This is a genomic window from Flavobacterium eburneipallidum, from assembly GCF_027111355.2.
In the GTDB taxonomy this organism is placed as follows: domain Bacteria; phylum Bacteroidota; class Bacteroidia; order Flavobacteriales; family Flavobacteriaceae; genus Flavobacterium; species Flavobacterium eburneipallidum.
The window spans coordinates 3,597,261-3,614,985 of sequence record NZ_CP114291.2 but is presented as its reverse complement, the minus strand read 5'-3'; the positions used below and the strand labels follow the sequence as shown (position 1 = coordinate 3,614,985).

Sequence of the window (17,725 nt, the reverse complement as noted above, 5' to 3'; positions counted from 1 at the left end):
CCATAGCCGCAATTTTATACATATGTATACAGATCCTATTGCAGATTATTTGACGAGAGTTAGAAACGCTGTGGCTGCAAACCACAAAGTTGTCGAAATTCCAGCATCTAATCTTAAAAAAGAAATAACTAAGATCTTATTTGATCAAGGATATATCTTAAGTTACAAATTTGAGAGCAACACCGTTCAGGGTTCAATCAAAATCGCTTTGAAGTATGATAAAGATACTAAAGAGTCTGTAATCAAAGATATCCAAAGAATTAGTAAACCAGGTTTACGTAAGTATGCAGGTTCTTCTAACATCCCAAGAATCCTTAACGGATTAGGAATTGCTATCGTTTCAACTTCAAAAGGTCTTATGACTGGAAAACAAGCAAAGCAATTAAATGTAGGTGGTGAAGTAATTTGTTACGTATACTAATTAAAAAGACTTATAAGAGATGTCAAGAATAGGTAAAAATCCCGTTGTAATCCCTGCCGGAGTAACTGTTGAAGTTGCTAATGGTATTATTACAGTAAAAGGAAAAAATGGTCAACTAACGCAGGAATATTCAGATGTTACTGTAACAGTTGAAGGAGATCAAGTTCAAGTGGACAGATCATCTGATCACAAAGACCAAAGAGCAAAACATGGTTTGTACAGATCTTTAATCAATAATATGATTACTGGTGTAACTGAAGGTTTTACTAAAGAATTAGAATTGGTAGGAGTTGGTTATAGAGCTTCTAATCAAGGACAAAAATTAGATTTAGCTCTTGGATTTTCTCATAATATTGTTTTAGAAGTAGCTCCAGAAGTTAAAGTAGAAACAATATCTGAAAAAGGTAAAAATCCAATCGTGAAATTAACATCATTTGACAAACAACTTTTAGGAGCTGTTGCTGCGAAAATCAGAGGTTTCCGTAAGCCAGAACCATACAAAGGAAAAGGTGTTAAGTTTGTAGGTGAAGTATTAAGAAGAAAAGCAGGTAAATCAGCGTAAAAAATAACATTATGTCATTAACAAAACCTGAAAGAAGACAGAGAATCAGATTCAGAATTAGAAAAACAATTAGTGGTACTGCTACTAATCCAAGACTTTCTGTATTTAGAAGTAACAAAGAAATTTATGCTCAACTTATTGATGATGTAAATGGAGTTACTTTATTAGCTGCTTCTTCAAGAGAAAAAGAAATAGGAAACGGTACAAACGTAGAAGTTGCAACAGCAGTTGGAAAACTAGTTGCAGAAAAAGCGTTAAAAGCTGGGATAGAAAAAGTAACTTTTGATAGAGGAGGTTATTTATATCACGGTCGTATTAAATCATTAGCGGAAGGCGCGAGAGCGGCTGGACTTAAATTCTAATATAGTATGTCTAATAGTAAATACAAGAATGTAGAGCTAGTAAAACCAACTGGTCTTGAATTAAAAGATCGTTTGGTAAGTGTAAATCGTGTTACTAAAGTTACAAAAGGTGGTAGAGCATTTGGTTTTTCTGCTATTGTAGTTGTAGGTGATGAAAATGGAGTAGTTGGTCACGGATTAGGAAAATCTAAAGATGTTTCTGAAGCAATTGCGAAAGCAGTAGAAGATGCAAAGAAAAATTTAGTTAAGATTCCTTTGAATGGACAATCAGTTCCTCACGAGCAAAAAGGAAAATTTGGTGGAGCACGTGTGTTTTTAATTCCTGCCTCTCATGGTACTGGAGTTATTGCTGGTGGTGCTGTTCGTTCAGTACTTGAGTCTGTTGGGATACATGATGTGTTGTCAAAATCTCAAGGATCATCAAATCCTCACAACGTGGTTAAAGCAACTTTTGATGCTTTATTACAAATGAGAAGTGCTTATACTGTTGCAAAACAGAGAGGTGTTTCTTTAGAAAAAGTTTTTAAAGGTTAATTCAAGGAAATTATGGCTAAATTATTAGTAAAACAAGTAAGAAGCAAAATCAACTGTCCTCTTTCTCAAAAAAGAGGTTTAGAAGCTTTAGGTCTTCGTAAAATGGGTCAAGTTGTAGAACACGATTCAAATCCAACTATCCTTGGAATGATAAATAAAGTTAAACACTTAGTTTCTGTTGAAGAAGCTAAATAACAAATACGTTATGAATTTAAGTAACTTAAAACCGGCTGAAGGGTCAACACACAATCAAAATAAAAGATTGGGTAGAGGAGAAGGTTCTGGAAAAGGTGGTACTGCTGCACGTGGTCACAAAGGAGCAAAATCTCGTTCTGGTTATTCTAAAAAGATTGGATTTGAAGGTGGACAAATGCCACTTCAAAGACGTGTGCCTAAGTTTGGTTTCACAAACATCAACCGTAAAGAATACGAAGGTGTGAATCTTGATACACTTCAATTGTTAGTGGATAATGGTATTGTTACAGATGCAGTTGATATGACTGTTTATGTTGCTAACCGTTTAGCTACTAAAAATGAGATCGTTAAGATTTTAGGAAGAGGAGAATTGAAAGCAAAATTAACGGTAACTGCTCACAAATTTACTGCTACTGCAAAAGCTGCTATTGAAGCTGCTGGTGGAGAAGCTGTAACACTTTAATTTTCCGATTAAGATGAAGAAATTTATTGAATCGCTAATTAATGTTTGGAAAATCGAGGAGCTAAAAAATAGAATTCTAATTACATTAGGTATTCTTTTAGTGTATCGTTTTGGTGCTCATGTTACTCTTCCTGGTATTGATGCTACGCAATTGACTGGATTAGCTGGACAAACTAAAGAAGGAATTGGTTCAGTTCTGGATATGTTTACTGGTGGTGCTTTTTCAAAAGCTTCCGTTTTTGCTTTAGGTATTATGCCTTATATTTCTGCTTCAATTGTTGTTCAGTTAATGGGAATTGCGATTCCGTATTTACAAAAACTTCAGAGTGATGGAGAAAGTGGTAGAAAAAAAATCAATCAAATTACTCGTTGGTTAACAATAGGTATAACATTGGTTGAAGGACCAGGATACATTTATAATCTATATAGAACAATACCAAGTAGTGCGTTCTTGTTAGGTTTTGATTCATTTGAATTTTTATTTTCTTCAGTAATTATTCTAGTTACAGGTACAATTTTTGCCATGTGGTTAGGAGAAAAAATCACTGACAAAGGAATCGGTAACGGAATTTCTCTGTTAATTATGGTAGGTATTTTGGCTAGATTTCCACAAGCTTTTATACAGGAATTTGCTGCTAGAGTTACAAACAATAATGGAGGACTAATGTTGTTAGTTGTGGAAATTATTGTTTGGTTATTAGTTATTATTTCTTGTATACTGTTAGTAATGGCAGTGAGAAAGATACCTGTACAGTACGCACGTCGTACTACTTCAGGGGATTTTGAACAAGATATGATGGGTGGTAACAGACAGTGGATTCCATTGAAATTAAATGCCTCTGGTGTAATGCCAATTATCTTTGCTCAGGCAATTATGTTTATTCCTGCTGCTGTTGCAGGTTTATCAAAAGCAGATACTGCACAATCAATAGTTGGTGCTTTTAGTAATATGTTCGGGTTTTGGTATAATTTTGTTTTTGCAACTTTAATAGTTGTATTTACTTTCTTCTATACTGCAATCACAGTTCCTACTAATAAGATGTCTGACGATTTAAAAAGAAGTGGTGGTTTTATTCCAGGTGTTCGACCAGGAGTTGAAACTTCTGAATTTCTTGATAAAGTGATGTCTTTAATCACATTTCCAGGCTCTTTATTTCTGGCGCTGATAGCTGTGTTCCCAGCGATTGTAGTTAGTGTTATGGATGTTCAACAATCTTGGGCAATGTTTTTTGGAGGTACATCATTAATCATTATGGTTGGTGTTGCAATAGATACTATTCAGCAAATCAATTCATACTTGTTGAATAAACATTATGATGGATTAATGAAAAGTGGTAAAAATAGAAAAGCAGTAGCTTAATCTTATGGCAAAACAATCAGCAATAGAACAAGACGGATCAATCATTGAAGCATTGTCAAATGCAATGTTCCGTGTTGAGTTAGAAAATGGACATATAGTAATTGCTCATATATCTGGAAAAATGCGTATGCATTACATCAAATTATTACCCGGTGATAAAGTGAAACTAGAAATGAGCCCTTACGATTTGTCAAAAGCAAGAATTACTTATAGATATTAAAGATATTCACAATGAAAGTAAGAGCATCAGTTAAAAAAAGAAGTGCCGAGTGCAAGATTGTACGAAGAAAAGGCAGATTATACGTAATCAACAAAAAGAATCCTAGATTTAAACAAAGACAAGGATAGTTATGGCAAGAATAGCAGGGGTAGATATCCCAAAAAACAAAAGAGGAGTTATCGCTTTGACCTACATTTTCGGAATAGGTAGAAGTAGAGCAATTGAGATTTTAGAGAAAGCTCAAGTTAGCCAAGATACAAAAGTGCAAGATTGGAATGATGACGAGATCGGAGCAATTCGTGATGCTGTATCATTTTTCAAAATTGAAGGTGAACTACGTTCAGAAGTTTCTTTAAACATTAAACGTTTAATGGATATTGGATGTTATAGAGGTATTCGTCATAGATCTGGTCTTCCATTAAGAGGACAAAGAACGAAGAACAACTCTAGAACAAGAAAAGGTAAAAGAAAAACTGTTGCTAACAAGAAAAAAGCAACTAAATAATAAGTAATATGGCTAAAGCAACTACAAAAAAACGTAAAGTTATCGTTGAATCAACGGGTGAAGCTCATATTAGTGCCACTTTTAACAACATCATTATTTCTTTGACAAATAAGAAAGGTGATGTTATTTCTTGGTCTTCTGCAGGTAAAATGGGTTTCAGAGGTTCTAAAAAGAACACTCCGTATGCAGCTCAAATGGCAGCAGAAGATTGCAGTAAAGTAGCGTTAGAAGCTGGACTTAAAAAAGTAAAAGTTTATGTAAAAGGACCAGGAAACGGACGAGAGTCTGCTATCCGTTCTTTGCATAACGGTGGAATTGAAGTGACTGAAATCATTGATGTTACTCCAATGCCTCACAACGGATGTCGTCCTCCAAAAAGACGTAGAGTTTAATACTCAAAAACAAATTATAGTATAACCTAGATTGAATATCGATTATTGAAGGATCAGACCTGAATTCATAATCTCAATCTTAAACAATTTAAAATGGCAAGATATACTGGTCCTAGTACAAGAATCGCTCGTAAATTTGGCGAAGCAATTTTCGGAGACGATAAAGCATTCGAAAAAAGAAATTACCCTCCTGGACAACACGGGATGGCTAAAAAAAGAGGAAAAAAATCTGAATTTGCTATCCAATTAATGGAAAAACAAAAAGCTAAATATTCTTATGGAATTTTAGAAAAACAATTCAGAGGTTTATTCAAAAAAGCATCAGCTACTAAAGGTGTTACTGGTGAAGTTTTATTACAGTTATGTGAAGCAAGATTAGACAACGTAGTTTTTAGAATGGGTATTGCTCCTTCTAGAAGAGGTGCTCGTCAAATCGTTTCTCACAGACACGTAACCGTTAATGGTGAAGTGGTTAATATTCCTTCTTACCACCTTAGACCTGGTGATAAAGTTGCAGTTCGTGAAAAATCTAAATCATTAGAAGCTATCGAACGTTCTTTGTCAAATTCAAGTCATGTTTATGAATGGATTACTTGGAATAATGAATTAAAAGAAGGTACTTTCGTTTCTGTACCAGCTAGACTTCAAATTCCAGAAAACATTAAAGAACAATTAATCGTAGAGTTGTACAACAAATAATAATTGACTTAGTCGAAATTTATGGCAATATTTAATTTTCAGAAGCCCGATAAAGTTATCATGATTGATTCAACCGATTTTGAAGGTAAATTCGAATTTAGACCTTTAGAACCTGGTTACGGATTGACAGTTGGTAACGCACTTAGAAGAGTTTTGCTTTCAGCATTAGAAGGTTATGCAATCACATCGGTACGCATCGAAGGTGTAGATCATGAGTTTTCTACTATCTCAGGAGTTGTTGAAGACGTTACAGAAATTATTCTTAATCTTAAGCAAGTACGTTTCAAACGTCAAATCGAAGATATAGATAATGAATCAGTTACTATTTCAGTTACTGGTAAAGATCAATTAACAGCTGGTGATTTCCAGAAATTTATTTCAGGTTTCCAAGTTTTGAATCCAGAACTTGTAATCTGTAATTTAGATCCTAAAATCAAACTACACTTCGATTTAACAATCGAAAAAGGTAGAGGATATGTTCCTGCTGAAGAGAACAAAAAACAAAATGCTGCAATTGGAACTATATTTACTGACTCTATTTTTACTCCGGTAAAAAATGTTAAGTATGCTATTGAAAATTTCCGTGTAGAGCAAAAAACAGATTACGAAAAATTAGTTTTTGAAATTAAAACTGATGGTTCAATTAATCCAAAAGATGCCCTTACTGAAGCTGCTAAAGTTTTGATTCACCACTTTATGTTGTTCTCAGACGAAAGAATTACTCTTGAGGCTGACGAAATTGCACAAACAGAATCGTATGACGAAGAGTCATTACACATGAGACAATTGCTTAAAACCAAGCTTGTTGATATGGATCTTTCTGTAAGAGCATTAAATTGCTTAAAAGCTGCTGAAGTTGATACACTTGGAGATTTAGTATCTTTCAATAAAAATGACCTAATGAAATTCCGTAATTTCGGTAAAAAATCTTTAACGGAACTAGATGAACTAGTGGCGATTAAAAATTTGAACTTCGGAATGGATTTAGCAAAATACAAATTAGATAAAGAATAAATTACTTCATATTTTGCTGTCCAGGGTGGATTATAGCAAGATGAAGATAAAAAAAATATGTCATGAGACACGGAAAAAAATTCAATCACTTAAGCAGACAGACTGCACATAGAGGTTCTATGTTGGCTAATATGGCTTGTTCTCTTATTGAGCACAAACGTATCAATACAACTGTTGCAAAAGCTAAAGCGCTTAAACAATTTGTTGAGCCATTAATTACAAAATCTAAATCTGACACGACTCACAACCGTCGTATCGTTTTTGGATACTTACGTAGCAAATATGCTGTAACTGATTTGTTCAGAGACGTAGCTGCTAAAGTAGGTGACCGTCCAGGTGGATACACTCGTATCATTAAAGTTGGAAATCGTTTAGGAGATAATGCTGATATGGCAATGATCGAATTAGTAGATTTCAATGAGCTTTACAACGGAGGTAAAAAAGAAGTTAAAAAAGCAAAAAGCCGTCGTGGTGGAAAAGCTAAAAAAGCAGATGATGTTGTTGAAGCTCCTGTGGCTGAAACAGAAGGTCCTGCTGCTGAACCTGAAACTCCAAAAGAGGCTGCTGAATAATTATGAAAATAATCATTCTATAAAAATTAAGGATAAACTTTTATTAGTTTGTCCTTTTTTTTTGATTTTTTAGAACTTTAAAATTTACTATGAAGATTATTCGTAATAGTTTGTGCTTTTGATTTTTCATAATAAACTCTTCAATAAATATAAATTTTTCAAAAAACATTGCATCCACTGTTTTAAAGAATTAAATTTGCAAAAAATTTGACTACTGACGAAACGAATTTTGCACTTCATTAGATCATAAAAAAAATAATAGACACCAACGAATGAAATACACAACAAGAAAAAGCGCTATACTTTTATTAAGTGACGGAACCATTTTCCACGGAAAATCTATTGGAATTTCAGGAACTACTTTTGGCGAAGTATGCTTTAATACTGGTATGACGGGTTATCAGGAAATATTTACTGACCCATCTTACTTCGGACAAATTATGGTCGCTACTAATGCTCATATTGGAAACTACGGAGTAAATGACAAAGAAGTAGAATCAGGTGATGTAAAAATCGCAGGGTTAGTTTGTAAAAATTTCAGTTTCAATTATTCTCGTGAAGATGCTTCAGGAAGTTTGGAAGATTATTTTACCAAACAAAACTTGATCTGTATCTCTGATGTTGATACTCGTGGATTGGTAAGTTACATTCGCGACAATGGAGCAATGAACTCGGTAATTTGTACTGATGGAACTCCAATTGAAGAACTGAAAGCGGCTTTAGCAAAAGTTCCAGATATGAAAGGTTTGGAATTGGCTTCTAAAGTTTCTACCACCGAACCTTATTTCTATGGAGATGAAAATGCAACCTATAAAATAGCAGCTTTAGATTTAGGAATTAAAACTAATATCCTTCGTAATTTTGCCAAAAGAGATTGTTACATTAAGGTATTTCCTTATGATTCAAAATATTCAGATTTAGCTGAATTTAATCCAGATGGATTTTTCTTATCCAATGGGCCTGGTGATCCAGAGCCATTAACTGGGGTTATTGAAGTTGCCAAAGAAATTTTGGCTAATGATAAGCCTTTATTTGGTATTTGTTTAGGACACCAAATTATTGGTTTGGCAAATGGAATTTCTACTTATAAAATGTTCAACGGACACAGAGGAATTAATCATCCTGTGAAAAACATCATTACTGGAAGAGGAGAAATCACTTCTCAAAATCATGGATTTGCTGTAAATAAAGAAGAGTTGGATAATAATTCAGATATGGAAATTACACACCTTCATTTGAATGATGGAACTGTTGCAGGAATGCGAGTGAAAGACAAAAATTGTTTCTCTGTACAGTATCATCCAGAAGCAAGTCCAGGACCACACGATTCATCCTATTTGTTTGATCAATTTATTGAAAATATGAAAAAATAAAATTCTTAATTGAATTTTTGATAAAACCGGAAGCTGTCAATTTTGACAGCTTTTTTTTATTGGTTACTTTTTCAATTTCTTATATTCTTCATTTTTATCAAATAAAAAATCCATTAAGCTCAAGGGATTTGAATTTTCTATGATGATTTTTGATTTAGGGTCAGCATCACAATATTCTAAAAAAAGATTTACTTCTTCTGATTTTAATTGCAGTGTTTTGTTGAAATAATCTTGAGTAAATGAGGTTGCTGCTAACTCTTTGAATTCAATTTTTGAATCTTTATCCGTAGTTGTTTCTTGTTCTTTTTTGAATAATTTTAATATTTTTTTTCCAATTTGAATTAAGTCGGCACTATTTGCTAAAGACCCATCATAAACACCTATCGGTTTTGGACTGTTTGCTTTTCTTAAATTTATTTCATCTGCAGCTTCTTTGCTGTAAAACCCAGATGTTTTAATTGGTGATTTTGAAATCTCAACTTCATCTAATTGTTCTGTTTTTTGTGTTAATTCGATGATGATTTCTTTCTTTTTGAAGTCATCTTCTTTTAAGACAAAGCTTTTGTAATCGTATCTTTTAGTAACAAAAACAAGAATGTCTTCCGTTTTTCCTAAAATAGAAAATGTTCCATTCTCATTGGAAATAGATGTCTTTTGACTCGCTAAATTTAGTACTTCGACGTTTTGAATAGGAGTGTAGTTACAAATAATTTTACCTTTTATTTCTTTTTCAGTTTGTGAAAATCCAAGTTGTGAAATAAAAAGTAGTAGTAGAATAAAAGTGTAAGTTTTTGCCATTTGAAATAAGTTTGGTATAAAAGTATTTGATTCTTTTCAAAGTAAAATAATTGCGCCTATAAATTTATGTTAATACTATCTCGGAAACTTGTATTATGTATTTGAATTGTTATTTTTACAGCTATAATTTAATGCTATTCTAGCCGTTAAAACAATTCTATTTCTTGATTCTTAAAGCGTATATTTGCCTTCGATTAATTGGAGGTTAGTATTTTAATCTTGCGCTGGTTTCCTGAATAATTTATAAATAAAATAAAATTTCAAAATAATGCTTTTAAAATCAATACCAATGAAGTTCGTTACTACTAAAATTGCACTTGTGTTTTTTCTTTTGCTTTTTTCAAGCAGTTTTGCTGTAGCACAAGAAATAATAAAAGAAAGTGTAGTTGATACTGTCAAAAAAGTTGATACAGGCAAGAAGTTGAAAGTAGATGGTATTATTGCTAAAGTGGGAGATTACATTATTTTGGATTCGGATATTGATAAATCGTATTTAGAAATTTCAAGCCAAGGAGGTTCTGTTAAAGATATAACAAGATGCCAAATGCTAGGTAAATTAATGGAAGATAAATTGTATGCTCATCAAGCGGTACAAGATAGTTTGAAAGTTACGGATGCAGAGGTTAGGACTTCTATGGAAGAACGATTGAATTATATGGTGGAGCAAATAGGTTCTATGGAAAAAGTAGTAAAATATTATAAAAAAAGTTCAGAAGAAGATTTTAGAACCTACTTTTTTGATGTTTTAAAAGAACAAAAGTTGACCTCTGAAATGCAGAAGAAAATTGTTGATGCCGTAGAAATTACTCCAGAAGAAGTCCGTAATTTCTTTAAAGCCATACCTAAAGATGAGCTTCCTGTTTTTGGAGCAGAAATGGAAGTAGCACAGATTGTTATAACACCAAAAGTTTCGGAAGCCGAGAAACAAAAGGTGATTAATAAACTGAAAGAATTTAAAAAAGAAATTCAAGAAGGAGGTTCTAGTTTTGCTACTAAAGCTGTTTTGTATTCGCAAGATCCAGGTTCAAGAGCTACTGGAGGTTACTATAAAATGAACCGAAAAACACAATTCGTAAAAGAATTTAAAGAAGTAGCCTTTAGTCTTGCCGAAGGAGAAATTTCAGAACCTTTTGAAACTGATTTTGGTTTTCATATTATTTATGTAGAAAAAATTAAAGGTCAAGATGTCGAATTGCGTCATATTCTATTGACTCCTGCTGTTACTTCTGACGATTTGAAAGAAGCTAAAGATAAAATTACTTTGATTAGAAAGCGAATTGAAGATAAAGAAATTTCTTTTGATAAAGCTGCAAAAACCATGTCGGATGAAAAAGAAACCAGAACTAATGGTGGTGTTTTGATTAATCCAAGAACCCAAGATACTCGTTTCGAATTGACCAAAATGGAGCCTACTTTGTACAGTCAGATTTCCAATTTGAAAGAAAATGAAATTTCTTCGCCTTTGTTGGATGAAGATCAATCGGGTAAGAAAAAATACAAATTAATTACTGTAACCAATAGAATTAATGAGCATACCGCTGATTATGCCAAGGATTATACTAAAATAAAAGAATTGGCATTAAAAGAAAAGCAAATCAAAGCCATTGGGAAGTGGTTTGATGATAAGATTAAAGATACTTACATCAAAATTAACGGAGAATACAGAGATTGTACTTTTACAAATAATTGGCTTAAGAAATAGTGTTCAGTATTCAGTTTTGAGTGTTCAGTGGTTGCGGATTAGAAATCTAATATCTTAATTCTAAAATCTAAAATATTTTATGTCAGATGTAGCAGCTATACAGAGTTTAGTTCACAAAAGAAATGAACTAAAAAAAGAAATTGCAAAAATTATTGTGGGTCAAGATGCTGTCGTTGATCAAATTTTATTGTGCATTTTCTCTGGAGGACATGCACTTTTAGTAGGTGTTCCTGGTTTAGCCAAAACTTTGCTGGTAAACACGTTGGCTCAAGCATTGGGTTTAGATTTTAAAAGAATTCAGTTTACGCCAGATTTAATGCCTTCAGATATTTTAGGAAGCGAAATATTAGATGAAACCCGTCATTTCAAATTCATAAAAGGACCCATTTTTTCGAATATTATTCTAGCGGACGAAATCAATAGAACACCTCCAAAAACACAGGCGGCTTTGCTTGAAGCCATGCAGGAACGCTCTGTTACTATTGCAGGTCATAACTATAGATTAGATTTGCCTTATTTTGTATTAGCAACACAAAATCCAATTGAACAAGAAGGAACCTATCCTTTGCCAGAAGCACAATTAGACCGTTTCATGTTTGCTATAAAATTGAATTATCCTTCTTTTAAAGAAGAAGTTCAGGTGGTAAAAAGAACAACTTCTGATGATAAAAATTCAATTAATCCGTTGTTTACAGCTCAAGAAATTATAGATTTTCAGCATTTGATTCGCAGGATTCCTGTTGCGGATAATGTGATTGAATATGCGGTAAGTTTGGTTAGTAAAACTCGTCCAGATAATGCTTTGTCAAACGAATTTGTGAAAAATTATTTGGATTGGGGAGCAGGACCTAGAGCATCGCAAAATTTAATTTTGGCAGCCAAAGCCAATGCGGCTTTTAAGGGTAAATTTTCGCCAGATATTGAAGATGTAAAAGCAGTAGCAACTGGAATTCTTCGTCACAGAATTATTAAAAACTACAAAGCAGACGCAGAAGGAATTACCGAAGAAATGATTATTGATAAGCTGATGTAAATACTTGTTTTTCTTGGTTTGATGTTTTTTCAATTTTAAAATCAGATATTTGATATTATGATTTGTAAAAACAAACTAAATAAATCAAAAGCAAATTCTTTTTTTGTCTTATTAAGTGGTAATTAGATAAATAATCAATCTGATATTTAGAATATTTCAATAAAAATCACATAATTTCATTTATTTGTAATTATAATGCTTCAATTGCTATCTTGTTCTAAAATCTTTTTAATTCTCATCATAAATGCTTTAAATTTGCAAAACTAAAAAAACAATAAAAAACTAAATATTTTGGCTTTTAGATTTTGAATTAATCAAGGTAAATTAGTCATATAACACTGAAAAGACTTCTATTATGAATACTTATAAGGATTATCTCCAAGAGATTGAAGAGCGTAAAGGTCAGGGTCTTCACCCAAAACCAATTGATGGTGCTGAATTATTAAGCGAAATCATTGCGCAAATTAAAGATTTGAATAACGAGTATAGAGCAGATTCTCTTAACTTCTTTATTTATAATGTTGTTCCTGGAACTACTCCTGCTGCAAATGTAAAAGCCAATTTTTTGAAAGAAATTGTTTTAGGTCAATCAGTAGTTGCTGAAATCACGCCTGCTTTTGCTTTAGAGTTGTTGTCTCACATGAAAGGTGGTACTTCTATCAAAGTTTTACTTGATTTAGCTTTAGGAAATGATGTTGCTGTTGCTAAACAAGCCGCTGAAGTTTTGAAAACACAAGTTTACCTTTATGAGGCTGACACAGATCGTTTGGCTGAAGCTTTTAAAAATGGTAACGAAATTGCAAAAGATATCCTAGAAAGTTATGCTAAAGCGGAGTTCTTTACTAAACTGCCTGAAATTGCAGAAGAAATTAAAGTAGTTACATACATTGCTGGCGAGGGAGATATTTCAACTGATTTACTTTCTCCAGGAAACCAAGCACACTCTCGTTCAGATCGTGAATTGCACGGAAAATGTTTAATTTCTCCTGAAGCACAAGCTGAAATCAAAGCTTTAGCAACTGCAAATCCGGATAAGAGCGTGATGTTAATCGCCGAAAAAGGTACTATGGGTGTGGGTTCATCCAGAATGTCAGGTGTAAATAACGTGGCACTTTGGACAGGAAAACAAGCAAGTCCGTATGTTCCGTTTATTAATATTGCTCCAATTGTTGCAGGAACAAATGGTATTTCTCCAATTTTCCTAACAACTGTTGATGTTACTGGAGGTATTGGTCTTGATCTTAAAAACTGGGTTAAAAAATTAGACGAAAATGGGAAACCTCTTCTTAACGAAAGTGGTGATCCTATTCTTGAAGAAGTTTATTCTGTTGCTACAGGTACTGTTCTTACGATCAATACAAAAACTAAAAAACTTTATAACGGAGACAAAGAATTAATTGATATTTCCAAGGCATTTACTCCTCAAAAAATTGAATTCATAAAAGCGGGTGGTTCTTACGCAATTGTATTTGGAAAAAAATTACAAACATTTGCTTCAAAAACGCTGGGTATTGATATTGTTCCAGTATATGCTCCTTCAAAAGAAGTTTCTATTGAAGGACAAGGTCTTACTGCTGTTGAAAAAATATTTAATAAAAATGCGGTTGGGACAACTCCAGGTAAAATTTTACACGCTGGTTCAGATGTTCGTGTTACTGTAAATATTGTTGGTTCACAAGATACAACTGGACTTATGACTTCACAGGAATTAGAGTCTATGGCTGCTACTGTGATTTCTCCAATTGTTGACGGTGCTTACCAATCAGGTTGTCACACGGCTTCTGTTTGGGATAATAAATCCAAAGCAAATATTCCTAGATTGATGAAATTCATGAACGATTTCGGTTTGATTACAGCTCGTGACCCGAAAGGCGTTTATCACTCTATGACGGATGTTATTCATAAAGTATTGAATGATATTACTGTAAATGAGTGGGCTATCATCATTGGTGGTGATTCTCATACAAGAATGTCAAAAGGTGTTGCTTTTGGTGCTGATTCAGGAACTGTTGCTCTTGCATTGGCTACTGGTGAGGCTTCTATGCCAATTCCAGAATCTGTAAAAGTAACTTTCAAAGGAGACATGAAAGGATACATGGATTTCCGTGATGTAGTGCATGCTACACAAGCTCAAATGCTTAAAACATTTGGTGGAGAGAATGTATTCCAAGGAAGAATTATTGAGGTTCATTTAGGAACGCTGAATGCGGATCAAGCCTTTACATTTACAGATTGGACAGCAGAAATGAAAGCAAAAGCTTCTATCTGTATTTCTGAAGATTATACCTTAATTGAATCTCTAGAGATGGCGAAAGGTAGAATCCAGATCATGATTGATAAAGGAATGGATAATAAAAATCAGGTTCTTAAAGGATTGATTGCCATTGCTGATAAGAGAATCGCTGAAATTATTTCAGGTGAGAAACCAGCTTTGAGACCAGATGCAAATGCCAAATATTACGCTGAAGTTGTTGTTGATTTAGATCAAATTGCTGAACCAATGATTGCTGATCCAGATGTCAATAATGCCGATGTTTCTAAAAGATATACGCACGATACCATCAGACCATTATCGTTCTATGGTGGAGACAAAAAAGTAGATCTTGGATTTATTGGCTCTTGTATGGTTCACAAAGGAGATATGAAAATCTTGGCTCACATGCTTAAAAATATTGACGAGCAAAACGGTAAAGTTGAGTTCAAAGCACCACTAGTTGTAGCTCCTCCTACTTATAATATTGTTGATGAATTAAAAGCAGAAGGTGATTGGGAAATTTTACAAAAATATTCTGGTTTCGAATTTGACGATAACGCACCTAAAGCTGCAGCACGTACTTCTTATGAAAAGATGTTGTATTTAGAACGTCCAGGTTGTAATCTTTGTATGGGTAACCAAGAAAAAGCTGCGAAAGGAGATACCGTAATGGCAACCTCTACGCGTCTTTTCCAAGGAAGAGTTGTTGAAGATACTGAAGGTAAAAAAGGAGAGTCCTTACTTTCTTCTACCCCAGTTGTGGTATTATCTACAATTCTTGGTAGAACACCAACAATAGAAGAATATAAAACAGCTGTAGAAGGAATCAATCTTACTAAATTTGCGCCTTCTCATAAATTACTAGTTAAATAATTCACATAATTAGTTAATTATAGTTTAAAAGCCTGATTCTGATGATTCAGGCTTTTTTTTGTAGTCTATTTTTTGTAACTTGTGATAATTAAATAATTAGGATAACAAAATAAATATATAAATTATGGCTTTTGATATTGAAATGATTAAAAAAGTGTATGCCAACATGACGAGTCGTGTGGATGCAGCACGAAAAATTGTGGGTCGTCCGTTAACTTTAACAGAGAAAATTTTATACAGTCACCTTTGGGAAGGGCAGCCTACTCAAACTTTTAAAAGAGGAACTGATTATGTTGACTTTGCTCCAGATAGAGTCGCTTGTCAGGATGCAACGGCTCAAATGGCTTTGTTACAATTTATGCACGCTGGAAAGAAGACAGTTGCAGTTCCAACAACAGTGCACTGTGATCATTTGATTTTAGCTAAAAATGGAGCAGAAAAAGATTTAGCTGTAGCCAATACCCAATCCAAAGAAGTTTTTGACTTCCTTTCTTCTGTATCTAATAAATACGGAATTGGTTTTTGGAAACCAGGTTCGGGAATCATTCACCAAATCGTTTTAGAAAACTATGCGTTTCCTGGAGGTTTGATGATTGGTACCGATTCCCATACGGTGAATGCTGGCGGATTAGGAATGCTAGCTATTGGGGTTGGTGGTGCTGATGCGGTAGATGTAATGTCGGGAATGTCTTGGGAATTGAAATTTCCAAAATTAATAGGGGTGAAATTAACTGGAAAATTATCTGGTTGGACTGCGCCAAAAGATGTAATTCTAAAAGTAGCTGATATTCTTACTGTAAAAGGAGGAACTGGAGCAATTGTAGAATATTTTGGTGAAGGAGCTACTTCGATGTCTTGTACCGGAAAAGGAACTATTTGTAATATGGGAGCCGAAATTGGAGCTACTACTTCTACGTTTGGTTACGATGAATCGATGAGAAGATACCTTTCTGCAACAGGTCGCCAAGATGTAGTAGATGCTGCGGATGAAGTAGCATCTTATTTAACTGCTGATCCAGAAGTGTATGCTAATCCAGAATCTTATTTTGATCAATTAATCGAAATCAATCTTTCGGAATTAGAACCACATATTAATGGTCCTTTTACTCCGGACAGAGGAACTCCCGTTTCTAAAATGAAAACAGAAGCTGCCGCAAATGGATGGCCATTAAAAGTAGAATGGGGATTAATCGGTTCTTGTACCAACTCTTCTTATGAAGATATGGCTCGTGCTGCGTCTATCGTAAACCAAGCCGTTGAATTAGGAATTAGTCCTAAAGCCGAGTTTGGTATCAATCCAGGTTCGGAACAAATTAGATATACAATCGAAAGAGACGGAATCATAGCTACTTTCGAAAAAATGGGAACCAAAGTATTTACCAATGCTTGTGGTCCTTGTATCGGGCAATGGGATAGAGCAGGAGCAGATAAAGGAGAGAAAAACACCATCGTTCACTCGTTTAATCGTAACTTTTCTAAACGTGCCGATGGAAATCCAAACACTCACGCTTTTGTAACTTCACCAGAAATGGTGGCTGCTTTAGCTATTTCAGGACGTTTGGATTTTAATCCTATAACTGATTCTTTGATTAATGATAATGGAGAAGAAGTGAAATTAACTGCGCCTTATGGCGATGAATTACCTAAAAAAGGTTTTGCTGTAGAAGACGCAGGATTTCAAGCACCAGCTGCTGATGGTTCTGGGGTTCAAATTTTGGTAAGCGAAACTTCCGATAGATTACAACTTTTAGCACCTTTTGAAGCTTGGGATGAAAAAAATATTACAGGAGCAAAATTGCTAATTAAAGCTTTCGGAAAATGTACTACAGATCATATTTCTATGGCTGGTCCTTGGTTGCGTTTCCGTGGGCATTTGGATAATATTTCCAACAATATGTTGATTGGTGCTGTAAATGCTTTCAATGATAAAACTAATTCAGTTAAAAATCAATTGACAGGTGCTTATGATGCTGTTCCTGCTGTAGCTCGTGCTTACAAAGCAGCTGGAATCCCTTCAGTTGTTGTGGGAGATCATAATTACGGTGAAGGTTCTTCTCGTGAACACGCTGCAATGGAGCCTCGTTTCTTGGGAGTAAAAGCAGTTTTGGTAAAATCTTTTGCTCGTATCCATGAAACCAATTTGAAAAAACAAGGAATGCTAGGTCTTACCTTTGCTAACGAAGCAGATTATGACAAAATTCAGGAAGATGATACTATTAATTTCTTGGATTTAGTTGATTTTGCTCCAGGAAAACCATTGACATTAGAATTCATTCACGCCGATGGTTCTAAAGATGTTATTTTGGCAAATCATACCTATAATGCCAGTCAAATTGGTTGGTTCGTTGCTGGTTCAGCATTGAATTTAATTGCAGCTGAAGCTAATGCTTAAC

The 17,725-nt window shown here is 34.0% G+C and carries 20 protein-coding genes; 19 read left to right on the top strand and 1 reads right to left on the bottom strand.

Going from position 1 to position 17,725, the window contains the following annotated elements:
* Positions 1-22 precede the first annotated feature (22 nt).
* The 15 genes from rpsH (at position 23) to carA (ending at position 8,672) form a co-directional block, all read left to right on the top strand.
* Positions 23-421 (top strand): 30S ribosomal protein S8, encoded by a 399-nt coding sequence (gene rpsH, locus OZP15_RS15140; RefSeq protein WP_269226286.1) that lies wholly within the window; start codon positions 23-25, stop codon positions 419-421.
* Positions 422-440: 19 nt separating this feature from the next.
* Complete coding sequence (rplF, locus tag OZP15_RS15135; RefSeq protein WP_269226285.1) at positions 441-983, top strand: 50S ribosomal protein L6; 543 nt, start codon at positions 441-443, stop codon at positions 981-983.
* A gap of 11 nt (positions 984-994) precedes the next feature.
* A complete protein-coding gene (rplR, locus tag OZP15_RS15130) occupies positions 995-1,345 on the top strand; it encodes a 50S ribosomal protein L18 (RefSeq protein WP_269226284.1) in 351 nt (116 codons plus the stop codon).
* A gap of 6 nt (positions 1,346-1,351) precedes the next feature.
* Positions 1,352-1,879, top strand: a complete 528-nt coding sequence (gene rpsE, locus OZP15_RS15125; RefSeq protein ID WP_166138177.1) for a 30S ribosomal protein S5 — start codon at positions 1,352-1,354, stop codon at positions 1,877-1,879.
* Positions 1,880-1,891: 12 nt separating this feature from the next.
* Positions 1,892-2,074 (top strand): 50S ribosomal protein L30, encoded by a 183-nt coding sequence (gene rpmD, locus OZP15_RS15120; RefSeq protein ID WP_114753105.1) that lies wholly within the window; start codon positions 1,892-1,894, stop codon positions 2,072-2,074.
* A gap of 10 nt (positions 2,075-2,084) precedes the next feature.
* On the top strand, positions 2,085-2,537 hold the full coding sequence (gene rplO, locus OZP15_RS15115) for a 50S ribosomal protein L15 (protein WP_269226283.1): 453 nt from the start codon (positions 2,085-2,087) through the stop codon (positions 2,535-2,537).
* A gap of 13 nt (positions 2,538-2,550) precedes the next feature.
* Positions 2,551-3,897: a preprotein translocase subunit SecY gene (secY, locus tag OZP15_RS15110; RefSeq protein ID WP_281336548.1), complete on the top strand. Its 1,347-nt coding sequence runs from the start codon at positions 2,551-2,553 to the stop codon at positions 3,895-3,897.
* 4 nt (positions 3,898-3,901) lie between these two features.
* Positions 3,902-4,117, top strand: a complete 216-nt coding sequence (infA, locus tag OZP15_RS15105; RefSeq protein ID WP_007136545.1) for a translation initiation factor IF-1 — start codon at positions 3,902-3,904, stop codon at positions 4,115-4,117.
* An 11-nt stretch (positions 4,118-4,128) separates the two neighbouring features.
* The gene (gene ykgO / locus OZP15_RS15100; RefSeq protein WP_073370549.1) at positions 4,129-4,245 is read left to right on the top strand and encodes a type B 50S ribosomal protein L36; all 117 of its coding nucleotides are present in this window, start codon (positions 4,129-4,131) and stop codon (positions 4,243-4,245) included.
* 2 nt (positions 4,246-4,247) lie between these two features.
* Entirely contained in the window at positions 4,248-4,622 is a 375-nt protein-coding gene (rpsM, locus tag OZP15_RS15095; protein ID WP_269226282.1) for a 30S ribosomal protein S13, read from the top strand.
* Positions 4,623-4,630: 8 nt separating this feature from the next.
* Positions 4,631-5,014, top strand: coding sequence for a 30S ribosomal protein S11 (gene rpsK / locus OZP15_RS15090; protein WP_073370545.1), 384 nt, complete (start codon positions 4,631-4,633; stop codon positions 5,012-5,014).
* Between the two features lie 93 nt (positions 5,015-5,107).
* Entirely contained in the window at positions 5,108-5,713 is a 606-nt protein-coding gene (rpsD, locus tag OZP15_RS15085) for a 30S ribosomal protein S4 (protein WP_281336547.1), read from the top strand.
* A gap of 21 nt (positions 5,714-5,734) precedes the next feature.
* Positions 5,735-6,727 carry a DNA-directed RNA polymerase subunit alpha gene (locus OZP15_RS15080; protein ID WP_132006235.1) on the top strand — a complete coding sequence of 331 codons (993 nt, stop codon included), beginning with the start codon at positions 5,735-5,737 and terminating at the stop codon, positions 6,725-6,727.
* A 62-nt stretch (positions 6,728-6,789) separates the two neighbouring features.
* A complete protein-coding gene (gene rplQ, locus OZP15_RS15075) occupies positions 6,790-7,299 on the top strand; it encodes a 50S ribosomal protein L17 (protein WP_281336546.1) in 510 nt (169 codons plus the stop codon).
* Between the two features lie 272 nt (positions 7,300-7,571).
* Positions 7,572-8,672 (top strand): glutamine-hydrolyzing carbamoyl-phosphate synthase small subunit, encoded by a 1,101-nt coding sequence (carA, locus tag OZP15_RS15070; RefSeq protein ID WP_269226281.1) that lies wholly within the window; start codon positions 7,572-7,574, stop codon positions 8,670-8,672.
* Between the two features lie 63 nt (positions 8,673-8,735).
* Here the strand turns inward: carA and OZP15_RS15065 are convergent, their stop codons facing one another.
* On the bottom strand, positions 8,736-9,470 hold the full coding sequence (locus OZP15_RS15065) for a hypothetical protein (RefSeq protein ID WP_281336545.1): 735 nt from the start codon (positions 9,468-9,470) through the stop codon (positions 8,736-8,738).
* 268 nt (positions 9,471-9,738) lie between these two features.
* Between OZP15_RS15065 and OZP15_RS15060 the strand changes: the two genes are divergently transcribed.
* The 4 genes from OZP15_RS15060 (at position 9,739) to OZP15_RS15045 (ending at position 17,724) form a co-directional block, all read left to right on the top strand.
* On the top strand, positions 9,739-11,172 hold the full coding sequence (locus OZP15_RS15060) for a peptidylprolyl isomerase (RefSeq protein ID WP_281336544.1): 1,434 nt from the start codon (positions 9,739-9,741) through the stop codon (positions 11,170-11,172).
* 79 nt (positions 11,173-11,251) lie between these two features.
* On the top strand, positions 11,252-12,205 hold the full coding sequence (locus tag OZP15_RS15055; RefSeq protein ID WP_281336543.1) for an AAA family ATPase: 954 nt from the start codon (positions 11,252-11,254) through the stop codon (positions 12,203-12,205).
* A gap of 355 nt (positions 12,206-12,560) precedes the next feature.
* A complete protein-coding gene (locus OZP15_RS15050) occupies positions 12,561-15,332 on the top strand; it encodes a bifunctional aconitate hydratase 2/2-methylisocitrate dehydratase (RefSeq protein ID WP_269226279.1) in 2,772 nt (923 codons plus the stop codon).
* Between the two features lie 124 nt (positions 15,333-15,456).
* A complete protein-coding gene (locus OZP15_RS15045) occupies positions 15,457-17,724 on the top strand; it encodes an aconitate hydratase (RefSeq protein WP_281336542.1) in 2,268 nt (755 codons plus the stop codon).
* Position 17,725 lies beyond the last annotated feature (1 nt).

What these genes read in the sequence shown, in the direction of transcription:
- rpsH (WP_269226286.1), top strand. Translation starts at nt 23, where the DNA reads ATGTATACAGATCCTATTGCAGATTATTTGACGAGAGTTAGAAACGCT.
- rplF (WP_269226285.1), top strand. Translation starts at nt 441, where the DNA reads ATGTCAAGAATAGGTAAAAATCCCGTTGTAATCCCTGCCGGAGTAACT.
- rplR (WP_269226284.1), top strand. Translation starts at nt 995, where the DNA reads ATGTCATTAACAAAACCTGAAAGAAGACAGAGAATCAGATTCAGAATT.
- rpsE (WP_166138177.1), top strand. Translation starts at nt 1,352, where the DNA reads ATGTCTAATAGTAAATACAAGAATGTAGAGCTAGTAAAACCAACTGGT.
- rpmD (WP_114753105.1), top strand. Translation starts at nt 1,892, where the DNA reads ATGGCTAAATTATTAGTAAAACAAGTAAGAAGCAAAATCAACTGTCCT.
- rplO (WP_269226283.1), top strand. Translation starts at nt 2,085, where the DNA reads ATGAATTTAAGTAACTTAAAACCGGCTGAAGGGTCAACACACAATCAA.
- secY (WP_281336548.1), top strand. Translation starts at nt 2,551, where the DNA reads ATGAAGAAATTTATTGAATCGCTAATTAATGTTTGGAAAATCGAGGAG.
- infA (WP_007136545.1), top strand. Translation starts at nt 3,902, where the DNA reads ATGGCAAAACAATCAGCAATAGAACAAGACGGATCAATCATTGAAGCA.
- ykgO (WP_073370549.1), top strand. Translation starts at nt 4,129, where the DNA reads ATGAAAGTAAGAGCATCAGTTAAAAAAAGAAGTGCCGAGTGCAAGATT.
- rpsM (WP_269226282.1), top strand. Translation starts at nt 4,248, where the DNA reads ATGGCAAGAATAGCAGGGGTAGATATCCCAAAAAACAAAAGAGGAGTT.
- rpsK (WP_073370545.1), top strand. Translation starts at nt 4,631, where the DNA reads ATGGCTAAAGCAACTACAAAAAAACGTAAAGTTATCGTTGAATCAACG.
- rpsD (WP_281336547.1), top strand. Translation starts at nt 5,108, where the DNA reads ATGGCAAGATATACTGGTCCTAGTACAAGAATCGCTCGTAAATTTGGC.
- OZP15_RS15080 (WP_132006235.1), top strand. Translation starts at nt 5,735, where the DNA reads ATGGCAATATTTAATTTTCAGAAGCCCGATAAAGTTATCATGATTGAT.
- rplQ (WP_281336546.1), top strand. Translation starts at nt 6,790, where the DNA reads ATGAGACACGGAAAAAAATTCAATCACTTAAGCAGACAGACTGCACAT.
- carA (WP_269226281.1), top strand. Translation starts at nt 7,572, where the DNA reads ATGAAATACACAACAAGAAAAAGCGCTATACTTTTATTAAGTGACGGA.
- OZP15_RS15065 (WP_281336545.1), bottom strand. Translation starts at nt 9,470, where the DNA reads ATGGCAAAAACTTACACTTTTATTCTACTACTACTTTTTATTTCACAA.
- OZP15_RS15060 (WP_281336544.1), top strand. Translation starts at nt 9,739, where the DNA reads ATGCTTTTAAAATCAATACCAATGAAGTTCGTTACTACTAAAATTGCA.
- OZP15_RS15055 (WP_281336543.1), top strand. Translation starts at nt 11,252, where the DNA reads ATGTCAGATGTAGCAGCTATACAGAGTTTAGTTCACAAAAGAAATGAA.
- OZP15_RS15050 (WP_269226279.1), top strand. Translation starts at nt 12,561, where the DNA reads ATGAATACTTATAAGGATTATCTCCAAGAGATTGAAGAGCGTAAAGGT.
- OZP15_RS15045 (WP_281336542.1), top strand. Translation starts at nt 15,457, where the DNA reads ATGGCTTTTGATATTGAAATGATTAAAAAAGTGTATGCCAACATGACG.